Origin of the sequence: Trinickia mobilis, assembly GCF_017315705.1 — a bacterium.
Classification (GTDB): Bacteria; Pseudomonadota; Gammaproteobacteria; order Burkholderiales; family Burkholderiaceae; genus Trinickia_A; species Trinickia_A mobilis.
In genome coordinates, this window is the sequence record NZ_JAFLRF010000025.1 from 76,015 (window position 1) to 85,748 (window position 9,734).

7 protein-coding genes are annotated in these 9,734 nt (G+C 65.6%); 6 read left to right on the forward strand and 1 reads right to left on the reverse strand.

Annotated elements, in window-relative coordinates:
* The first annotated feature begins 86 nt into the window (after window positions 1-86).
* The 3 genes from pgl to J3489_RS26280 all read left to right on the forward strand — a co-directional run bounded on the left by pgl (window position 87) and on the right by J3489_RS26280 (window position 4,531).
* The gene (gene pgl, locus J3489_RS26270) at window positions 87-791 is read left to right on the forward strand and encodes a 6-phosphogluconolactonase (protein WP_207003063.1); all 705 of its coding nucleotides are present in this window, start codon (window positions 87-89) and stop codon (window positions 789-791) included.
* Window positions 769-2,685, forward strand: a complete 1,917-nt coding sequence (locus J3489_RS26275; RefSeq protein ID WP_207003065.1) for a bifunctional transcriptional regulator/glucokinase — start codon at window positions 769-771, stop codon at window positions 2,683-2,685. The genes pgl and J3489_RS26275 overlap by 23 nt, the downstream gene beginning before the upstream one ends.
* Before the next feature lie 697 nt (window positions 2,686-3,382).
* Window positions 3,383-4,531 (forward strand): porin, encoded by a 1,149-nt coding sequence (locus tag J3489_RS26280; protein WP_207003067.1) that lies wholly within the window; start codon window positions 3,383-3,385, stop codon window positions 4,529-4,531.
* A gap of 140 nt (window positions 4,532-4,671) precedes the next feature.
* Here the strand turns inward: J3489_RS26280 and J3489_RS26285 are convergent, their stop codons facing one another.
* Entirely contained in the window at window positions 4,672-5,913 is a 1,242-nt protein-coding gene (locus J3489_RS26285; protein ID WP_207003069.1) for a Bcr/CflA family multidrug efflux MFS transporter, read from the reverse strand.
* Window positions 5,914-6,167: 254 nt separating this feature from the next.
* On the opposite strand from J3489_RS26285, the gene hemL reads away from it, so the two are divergent.
* From hemL to J3489_RS26300, 3 genes are read left to right on the forward strand one after another with little or no spacing between them, the layout of a single operon-like run.
* A complete protein-coding gene (gene hemL, locus J3489_RS26290; RefSeq protein WP_207003071.1) occupies window positions 6,168-7,451 on the forward strand; it encodes a glutamate-1-semialdehyde 2,1-aminomutase in 1,284 nt (427 codons plus the stop codon).
* Between the two features lie 42 nt (window positions 7,452-7,493).
* Window positions 7,494-8,627, forward strand: coding sequence for a bifunctional diaminohydroxyphosphoribosylaminopyrimidine deaminase/5-amino-6-(5-phosphoribosylamino)uracil reductase RibD (gene ribD / locus J3489_RS26295; RefSeq protein ID WP_207003073.1), 1,134 nt, complete (start codon window positions 7,494-7,496; stop codon window positions 8,625-8,627).
* 18 nt (window positions 8,628-8,645) lie between these two features.
* The gene (locus J3489_RS26300; protein WP_207003075.1) at window positions 8,646-9,272 is read left to right on the forward strand and encodes a riboflavin synthase; all 627 of its coding nucleotides are present in this window, start codon (window positions 8,646-8,648) and stop codon (window positions 9,270-9,272) included.
* The last annotated feature ends 462 nt before the right edge of the window (window positions 9,273-9,734 follow it).

A 9,734-nucleotide genomic window follows, 5' to 3' on the forward strand; every position in this document is an offset into this window, starting at 1 on the left:
GGCGGTTTGCGCGCGGCTGAAACGCCGCGCGCGCCGGCGATCCGCACCGAATCGACGAAACCTACAAAAAGCAGCCTGGAGGAGAAGTGATCGAGCTTCACGCTTTCGACGACCCGCGCGCCCAATCCGACGCGCTGGCGAAAGCGGTGCGCGACGCGCTACAAGCGTCGCTCGCCGCCCATGGCAGCGCGGGCGCGTCGAGCGCCGCCCGCCCGACGCTCGCCGTATCCGGCGGCACCAGCCCGCGCCCGTTCCTCGAGACGCTCTCGCACGAGCCGCTCGACTGGAGCCGCATCGACGTCACGCTCGTCGACGACCGCTGGGTGCCGGAAACCGATACCGCCAGCAACGCGCGCCTCGTGCGCGAAACCTTGCTCAAGCACGCCGCGAGCCAAGCGCGCTTTCATCCGCTCGTCGACATTTCGCAGACGCTCGACGCGCACGTCGCCGCGCTGAACGGCGATGCAGCGCGCGCCCTGCCGCAGGTCGCCGTGCTCGGCATGGGCGAGGACGGCCACACCGCGTCGATCTTCGCCGACGCACCCGAATGGGACTTCGCGATCACGACGGCGGACCGCTTCGTCGCCGTGCATCCCGGCGCCGCGCCGCATGCGCGCGTGAGCTGGTCGCTATCCGCGCTCAAGCAGACCGAGCGCCTCTTCCTGCTCATTGCCGGCCCGCGCAAACTCGGCGTGCTCAATGCCGCCGCGGCGGCCGCCCAAAAAAACGCCATCTCGAAGCTGGCAAACGACAAGGGAGTCAGACTCGATGTCTACTGGTGTGCAAACTAAGGCTGTCCCCGGGGTGGGCCAGCACGCCGATGGGCCGCGCCTATTGGCCGACATCGGCGGCACCAACGCGCGCTTCGCGCTCGAAATGGCGCGCGGCGAGATTACGCAGATCCGTGTTTATCCATGCGCGGAATACCCCGGCGTCGCCGAAGTGCTCAAGAAGTACCTGAAGGACATCAAGATCGGCCGCGTCAACCACGCGGCGATCGCGATCGCGAACCCGGTCGACGGCGACCAGGTCAGCATGACCAACCACAACTGGACGTTCTCGATCGAAGCGACGCGCCGCTCGCTCGGCTTCGATACGCTGCTCGTCGTCAACGACTTCACTGCGCTGGCGATGGCGCTGCCCGGCCTCACCGACGCGCAACGCGTGCAGGTGGGCGGCGGCGCGCGCCGGCAGAACAGCGTGATCGGCCTGCTCGGGCCGGGCACGGGGCTTGGCGTGTCGGGCCTGATTCCCGCCGACGACCGCTGGATCGCGCTCGGCAGCGAAGGCGGCCATACAACCTTCGCGCCGGCCGACGAGCGCGAAGACCTCGTCCTCCAGTACGCGCGCAAGAAGTGGCCGCACGTGTCGTTCGAGCGCGTGGCCGCGGGCCCGGGGCTCGAGCTGATCTACCGCGCGCTCGCCGCGCGCGACAAGAAGCGCGTGCCCGCCACGCTCGATCCGGCCGACGTCGTGAACCGCGCGCTCGAGGGCGAAGCGCTCGCGGCCGAAGTCGTCGATTGCTTCTGCGGGATTCTCGGCACGTTTGCCGGCAATATCGCGGTGACGCTCGGCGCGCTCGGCGGCATCTATATCGGCGGCGGCGTCGTGCCGCGGCTCGGCGAAGTCTTCGCGCGTTCGTCCTTCCGTCAGCGCTTCGAAGCGAAGGGCCGCTTCGAAGCGTATCTCGCGAACGTGCCGACCTACGTGATCACCGCCGAATATCCGGCGTTCCTCGGCGTCTCGGCGATCCTCGCCGAGCAGCTGTCGAACCGCACGGGCGCGGGCTCGTCGGCGGTGTTCGAGCGCATCCGCCAAATGCGCGATGCGCTCACGCCCGCCGAGCGGCGCGTCGCCGACCTCGCGCTCAATCACCCGCGCTCGATCATCAACGACCCGATCGTCGACATCGCGCGCAAGGCCGACGTGAGCCAGCCGACCGTGATCCGCTTTTGCCGCTCGCTCGGCTGCCAGGGTCTCTCCGACTTCAAGCTCAAACTCGCGACGGGCCTCACGGGCACGATCCCGGTGAGCCACAGCCAGGTGCATCTGGGCGATGCCGCGACTGACTTCGGCGCGAAGGTCCTCGACAACACCGTGTCGGCGATCCTGCAATTGCGCGAGCACTTGAACTTCGAAAACGTCGAGCGCGCGATCGACGTCCTGAACGGCGCACGGCGCATCGAGTTCTACGGCCTCGGCAACTCGAACATCGTCGCGCAGGACGCGCATTACAAGTTCTTCCGCTTCGGCATCCCGACGATCGCATACGGCGATTTGTACATGCAGGCGGCGTCGGCGGCGCTCTTGGGCAAGGGCGACGTGATCGTCGCCGTGTCGAAGTCGGGCCGCGCGCCCGAGTTGCTGCGCGTGCTCGAGGTCGCGATGCAGGCCGGCGCGCAGGTGATCGCGATCACGTCGAGCAACACGCCGCTCGCGAAACGCGCGACGGTCGCGCTCGAGACCGATCACATCGAAATTCGCGAATCGCAGTTGTCGATGATTTCGCGGATCCTGCACCTCGTGATGATCGACATCCTCGCGGTGGGCGTCGCGATCCGGCGCGCCGTGCCGAGCGCGGAGATGACCGAAGCGGTGGCGAAGGCGCGCTCGGAAAGCACCGACGATGCGGTCGCGGTGCTCGATTGGCTGAGTCATGGGGCGGCGTCGTCGGCGGCTGATTGATCGGTGCACTGACCGTCGTCCGATTGACCGGCCGGCACGCGAGCGGTCAACCGGGCGGCTCCCCGCCCTGGCGAAAACCCTCGCCGCGCTTTCCCTCATTCTGAAAAAAAATAGGCGCGAGGTTATATTGGTGCCGCCGGCAAGTTAGCGACGCGCCGGCTTTCATCTAAGCTCGACCCGCCCGGTAACAACGGCGCGGGTCTTTTTTTTGTCGACCCGAGTTAGCGCTTTAGCGGTTACTCGGGTCCCATGCACAGCTGTCGACCCGAGTTAGCGCTTTAGCGGTTACTCGGGTCCCATGCACAGCTGTCGACCCGCCATTCGCCGCGCCGCACTTTATTAAGCGCTCTCTACATATCCCAATTTTTCAGCGCTTTTACAACGGTCGCTGACATCGCAGACGGTGTTGTCCAAAAAACACAGTTCGGCCGCATTTAAGCAAACGCTTTCATTGAAAGCCGCATACAGAGCCAGTCTTACTAAACCAGGTTCTGCAATAAGTTATTGCGAAATCCGCAATAACTCGTAACAACTAGTGTTTCTACCAATGAGTCGGTGAATTTACGACGCCTAGTATCCGACCGTTCCCTGAAAACCGCGGCGGGGACCGGGTCGTTCATTAGGCATGCCTATCCGCTGCAACTCTTCACCCCACCCGGGTGTTCACAACTTGCAATTCCGTCTCGGAGACCACTTAATGAAGAAATCGCTCATCGCACTTGCAGTGACGAGCGCCGTTGCGGTACCGGCATTCGCGCAGAGCAGCGTCACGCTTTACGGCATCATCGACACCGGTATCACGTACGTGAACAACACCGGCGGTGCCCATCAATTCAAAATGTCGAGCGGCGTCATCCAAGGCAGCCGCTGGGGCCTGAAGGGCGTGGAGGATCTCGGCGGCGGCACGAAGGCCATCTTCCAGTTGGAAGACGGCTTCAACGTCGGCACCGGCACGCTCGCCCAAGGTGGCCGCGAGTTCGGCCGTCAAGCCTATGTCGGCCTGACGAACGACAACTACGGTACCCTGACGCTCGGCCGTCAATATGACCCGGTGGTCGACAACGCACAGCCGACGACGTTCAACGGCCAGTGGGGCGCCTACTTCTCGCACCCGGCCGATATCGACAACACCGACAACGGCTTCCGTATCAACAACGCCGTCAAGTACGTCTCGCCGCGCTTCTACGGCGTGCAAGCTGAAGGCATGTACGCGTTCGGCGGCGTGGCTGGCCAGTTCAGCCAGAGCAGCACGATCGGCGGCGGCCTGAACTATCAGGGCGGTCCGCTGTACATCGGCGCAGGCTACTTCTTCGCGAAGAACCCGGGTACCCAGTTCAACGACGGCAACTTCGTCGGGAACCAGGCTAACGCGGCGAACCCCAACCAGCTCAACGGCATCTGGGGCCTCGTCGGCCAACCCACCAGCATGCAAAGCATCAGCGTGGGTGCCACGTACGCGCTCGGCGCGGCGCTGTTCGGCGCCAACTGGTCGAACGTGCGCTTCGAGAATTCGAACAACGTGGTGGGCAACACCGTGTACTTCAACAGCGCCGAACTCTGGGGTCAATACAACATTACCCCGGCTTTGACGGGCGGTCTCGGCTACACGTACACGCAAGGCAAGGTCGACCTCACGGACAAAAAACCGAAGTACGGTCAACTCAATGCGATCATCGACTACCACCTGTCGAAGCGCACCGACGTCTCCCTGATGGGCATCTACCAGCACGCGATGGGCGGCGGCGTCACGGCCGACATTTACGCAGCGCAGTTCGGTGGTACGACAGGCGCGAGCTCGACGAAAAACCAACTCGCCGCACGCGTGGGTATCCGTCACAAGTTCTAAAAGCAGTATCTGTTCGGCGAGATCCGGCGGCGCGAGCGTTTGCCGGATCCTGTTCCGATTGCAAAAGCCCCGCATTGCGCGGGGTTTTTTTTTATTGCCGGCCGCAATTTACGAAAGCGCCGCTCCCGTTCTTTGCGCCACTACGCATCTTCCATCCGTTTGGCCGCCACCATCGTCCGCACCGGCCACCCATGCCAGCGCACGACGAGGATTCGCCCGACGAAGCAAAGCGCGCCCGTCACCGCAATCGTGGCCCCCATGCCCCTCGGCGAGCCGTCATGAAACGCGCCGATCGCAACGCTCGCGAGCCCGCCGAGCGCGAGCTGCATCGCGCCGAACACGGCCGCGGCAGCGCCGGCATTGTGCGGATAGCGATGCATCAGGTCGGTCGTGCAGTTGGCCGACAACAGCCCCACGACGCCGACCACGAAGAACAGGCACACGACGATCGACCACAACCCGCCCCACCCCGTCAGGCACACGAGCGCGACCGCAAACGACGCGACGCAACTGACGAGCGCCGCCGCCTTGATGATCGCGAGCGACCCCACGCGCCCCACCAGATGCGTATTCAGGTAGTTCGCAAGCATGATGCCGACGATGTTCAGCCCGAACAGAAAGCCGTAGTGCTGCGGTTTCACATGGAAGTAGTCGATATAGACGAACGGCGTCGCCGTGATGTACGCGAACATCGACGCGAACGCCATCCCGCCGCACAGGATGTGGCCGAGCGCAACGGGATCGGTGAGCAGGTGCCCGTAGACCGCGAACGACTTCAGCACCGCGGCGCTCTTGCGCTTTTCGCGCGGCCACGTCTCGGGCACTCGGAAGAACGCGAGCGCGGCGCAGAGCGCGCCGAACAGCGTGAGGAACACGAATACCGCGCGCCAGCCGCCGAGAAGCAGCACTTGCCCGCCGAGCAGCGGCGCCACGAGCGGCCCGATCGCCGTGACGATCGCGACCATCGACAGCACGCGCGCCGCGTCGGTCGGCTCGTGCGCGTCGCGCGCGATCGCGCGAGCGAGCACCGACGCCGCCCCCGCCCCGAGCGCCTGCAGGAAGCGCACGGCGACGAGCATGTCGATCGACCACGACACGACGCAGCCAATGCTCGCGAGCGTAAAGAGCGCGATCCCGCCGAGCAGCACCGGGCGCCGCCCCCAGGTGTCCGAGAGCGGCCCGTAGAGCAGCATGCCGAACGAGAAGCCGAACATGAAGCTCGTGAGCGTGGCCTGTGCCGCGGACGCGCTGACCGCGAACGACTGCGCGATCGACGGCAGGCTCGGCAGATACATATCGGTGGAAATCGGCCCGCACGCGGCGAGCGCGCCGAGCAGCAGGATCAGCCGGCCATCCGGCCGGCGTCTGGCGACGTGAGACATGGGGAATCCAAGAGAAGCGGCCCGGCGGGCGAGCCTTGCGAAACGCCCACGACAAGCCGGCATTGTACTCGACGGTACAAATTACCGGCCGGCGGCGGCCGGAGACGGCGCGAGATGCAGTGACCGGCAAGCGCCTCAGCCCGGCAATGCGGCACGACTCCGGTACAATTTGAGCCATCTCATTGCGCGCGCTTTGCACCTTTCTTTCGAGCCGCTTGCAAGCGCTCCGCCTCTCATCCAGCAGATTTCATCTCATGTCCAAGAATCAAGCTCTGTTCGAACGCGCCCAGCTCACCATCCCCGGCGGCGTGAATTCGCCGGTGCGCGCATTCCGCTCGGTCGGCGGCACGCCGCGCTTCGTCGAACGCGCCCAAGGCCCGTACTTCTGGGACGCCGAGGGCACCCGCTACATCGACTACATCGGCTCGTGGGGCCCGATGATTCTTGGCCACGTCCACCCCGAAGTGCTCGAAGCCGTGCAGCGCGTGCTCGCGAACGGCTTCTCGTTCGGCGCGCCGACCGAAGCCGAAATCGAGATCGCCGAGGAAATCTGCAAGCTGGTGCCGTCGATCGAACAGGTGCGGCTCGTCTCGAGCGGCACCGAGGCGACGATGAGCGCGCTGCGTCTTGCGCGCGGCTTTACGAACCGCAGCCGCATCGTGAAGTTCGAAGGCTGCTATCACGGCCACGCGGACAGCCTGCTCGTGAAGGCCGGCTCGGGCCTCCTCACGTTCGGCAACCCGACGTCGGCAGGCGTGCCGGCCGACATCGCGAAGCACACCACCGTGCTCGAGTACAACAACGTCGCCGCGCTCGAAGAAGCGTTCGCGGCGTTCGGCGGCGAGATCGCGTCGGTGATCGTCGAGCCGGTCGCGGGCAACATGAATCTCGTGCGCGCGACGCCCGAGTTCCTGGAAGCGCTGCGGCGCCTGTGCACGCGGCACGGCGCCGTGCTGATCTTCGACGAAGTGATGTGCGGCTTTCGCGTCGCGCTCGGCGGCGCGCAGGCGCTCTACGGCATCACGCCCGACCTCACGTGTCTCGGCAAGGTGATCGGCGGCGGCATGCCGGCGGCCGCGTTCGGCGGACGGCGCGACATCATGGCCCATCTCGCGCCGGCGGGCGGCGTCTATCAGGCGGGCACGCTGTCGGGCAACCCGATCGCCGTTGCCGCGGGCTTGAAGACGCTGCAATTGATCCAGGCGCCGGGCTTCTATGAGCGACTCTCGGCGCAAACGGCGCGGCTCGTAAACGGACTGACGGCCGTGGCGCGCGACACCCAAGTGCCGTTCGTCGCCGACGCGCTCGGCGGCATGTTCGGCCTCTACTTCACCGAGCAAATCCCCGCGAGCTTCACCGACGTCACGCGCTGCGACATCGCGCGCTTCAACGCGTTCTTCCACAAGATGCTCGATGCGGGCGTGTACTTCGCGCCGTCCGCGTACGAAGCGGGCTTCGTGTCGATCGCGCACGACGACGCCGTGATCGACGCCACCGTCGATGCCGCGCGCGGCGCGTTCGCCGCGCTGTCCGCCTGAAGCAACCCAGGCAAACCCACCCAAACCAAGGCACGGGCCGCGATGTTCTCCGAAACCGACTTCATCCATATGCAGCGCGCGCTCGCCCTCGCGGCGCGCGGCATGTACACGACGACGCCGAATCCGCGCGTCGGCTGCGTGCTCGTGAAAGGCGGCGTCGTGATCGGCGAAGGCTTCACACAGCCCGCCGGCCAGGACCACGCCGAAGTGCGCGCGCTCAAAGACGCCCGCGCGCGCGGCCACGATCCGCGCGGCGCGACCGCCTATGTGACGCTCGAACCGTGCAGCCACTTCGGCCGCACGCCGCCGTGCGTGCACGCGCTGATCGACGCGCAGGTCGAGCGCGTGATCGCGGCGATGGAAGACCCGAATCCGCAAGTGTCGGGGCGCGGCCTCGCGATGCTGCGCGAAGCCGGCATCGACGTGCGCTGCGGGCTGCTCGCAAACGAGGCGCATGAGATGAACATCGGCTTCGTGTCGCGCATGACGCGCGGCCAGCCATGGGTGCGCATGAAGATCGCGAGCTCGCTCGACGGCCGCACTGCCCTGCCCTCGGGCGACAGCCAGTGGCTCACGGGCGAAGCCGCGCGCGCGGACGGCCACGCCTGGCGCGCGCGCGCGTGCGCGATCCTGACCGGCATCGGCACGGTGCGCGAGGACGATCCGCAATTGACCGTGCGCGCGGTCGCGACGACGCGCCAGCCGCTGCGCGTCCTGATCGACAGCCGCCTCGAAGTGCCGCTGACGGCGCGCATCCTGGAAGGCGCGCCGCCGCTCATCTTCTGCGCGTCGATCGACAAGCAGAACGCCGATCACGCCGTGTCGCTCGCCGCGCGCGGCGCGGAGATCGTGCCGATCGCGAACGCGCATGGCAAGGTCGACCTGCCGTCGATGCTCAAGATTCTCGGCTCGCGCGGCATCAACGAATTGCATGTCGAGGCGGGCCACAAGCTGAACGGATCGCTGTTGCGCGAAGGCTGCGTGGACGAATTGCTCGTTTATGTCGCGCCGAGCCTGCTCGGCGCCGAATCGGCGGGCATGTTCGACCTGGCCGCGCCCGCGACGCTGGACGCGCGCAAGCGCCTCTCCTTCCACTCGATCGAGCGAATCGGCGAGGACTTGCGCGTGCTCGCGCGCTTCGCGCCGGCCGAGGCTTCGCGCGACGCCACTCACTAACTCTTAGGAATCCACTCGATGTTTACAGGAATCGTCGCGGCGGTCGGCCGCATCGAATCGATCAAGCCGCTCGGCGGCGCACCGGACGCGGGCGTGCGCCTGACGGTGAACGCCGGCTCGCTCGGCCTCGACGACGTCGCGCTCGGCGACAGCATCGCGATCCAGGGCGCGTGCATGACCGTGATCGCAAAAACGGCGCAGACGTTCGACGTCGACGTGTCGCGCGAAAGCCTCGATTGCACGGCGGGTCTCGGGCAGACGGGCGATGTGAATCTGGAGAAAGCGCTGCGCGCGCACGATCGTCTGGGCGGGCACATCGTGTCGGGGCATGTCGACGGGCTCGGCACGGTCACGCATTTCGCGCCGGTCGGCGAGTCGCACGAATTGCGCGTGCTCGCGCCGCGCGAGATCGGCCGCTATCTCGCATACAAGGGCTCGATTACCGTGAACGGCGTAAGCCTTACGGTGAACTCGGTGAACGATCGCGACGACGGCAGCGAGTTCTCGATCAACCTGATTCCGCACACCGTCGAAGTCACGACGCTCAAGCACCTCGCGCCGGGCGTGAAAGTCAATCTCGAGATCGATTTGATTGCGCGGTATGTGGAGCGGATGCTCGGGGCGTCTCAGGACGGCTCTAACTAGTTGAAGTAACTCGGTTTTTGGCAAGGCGACTGTCTACCGTCGTCTCACCAAAACCAGCCAAATCTGCGGTTCAGTGACGGTATACCGTCGATTTCTGCGACAGGTATACCGTCGCGCCTCCAGCAACCGGCCTCTTCAACACACCCAAATCGGCGGCCTGCCGCGCCAGCATTGGGATTGACGGCGACCGGCAAAGACCGCTCCTGACTACGTTCGCGCTGTTTCCACCCGTTTCCGGACCGGAGCGTGCGACATGACACCCACGATCCCCCTCGGCGTTGCTCAAGACCATGGACTACCGAGTCAGTTACGAACACAGCCTGAAGAGCGAGCCCGACGCATTCATCGTGCAGGTACCATCGCAGCTCGTGCAGGACGTGCCCGGTAGTTGTGTGCGTCAAGTTGTGCAAAAACGGCTGACCATAGTTTCAGTTGATTCTTTTGCGCGGGGCTCGGCGCGAA

Coding starts and splice junctions, on each gene's coding strand:
- J3489_RS26280 (WP_207003067.1), top strand. CDS start 3,383: ATGAAGAAATCGCTCATCGCACTTGCAGTGACGAGCGCCGTTGCGGTA.
- J3489_RS26285 (WP_207003069.1), bottom strand. CDS start 5,913: ATGTCTCACGTCGCCAGACGCCGGCCGGATGGCCGGCTGATCCTGCTG.
- J3489_RS26275 (WP_207003065.1), top strand. CDS start 769: ATGTCTACTGGTGTGCAAACTAAGGCTGTCCCCGGGGTGGGCCAGCAC.
- J3489_RS26300 (WP_207003075.1), top strand. CDS start 8,646: ATGTTTACAGGAATCGTCGCGGCGGTCGGCCGCATCGAATCGATCAAG.
- hemL (WP_207003071.1), top strand. CDS start 6,168: ATGTCCAAGAATCAAGCTCTGTTCGAACGCGCCCAGCTCACCATCCCC.
- ribD (WP_207003073.1), top strand. CDS start 7,494: ATGTTCTCCGAAACCGACTTCATCCATATGCAGCGCGCGCTCGCCCTC.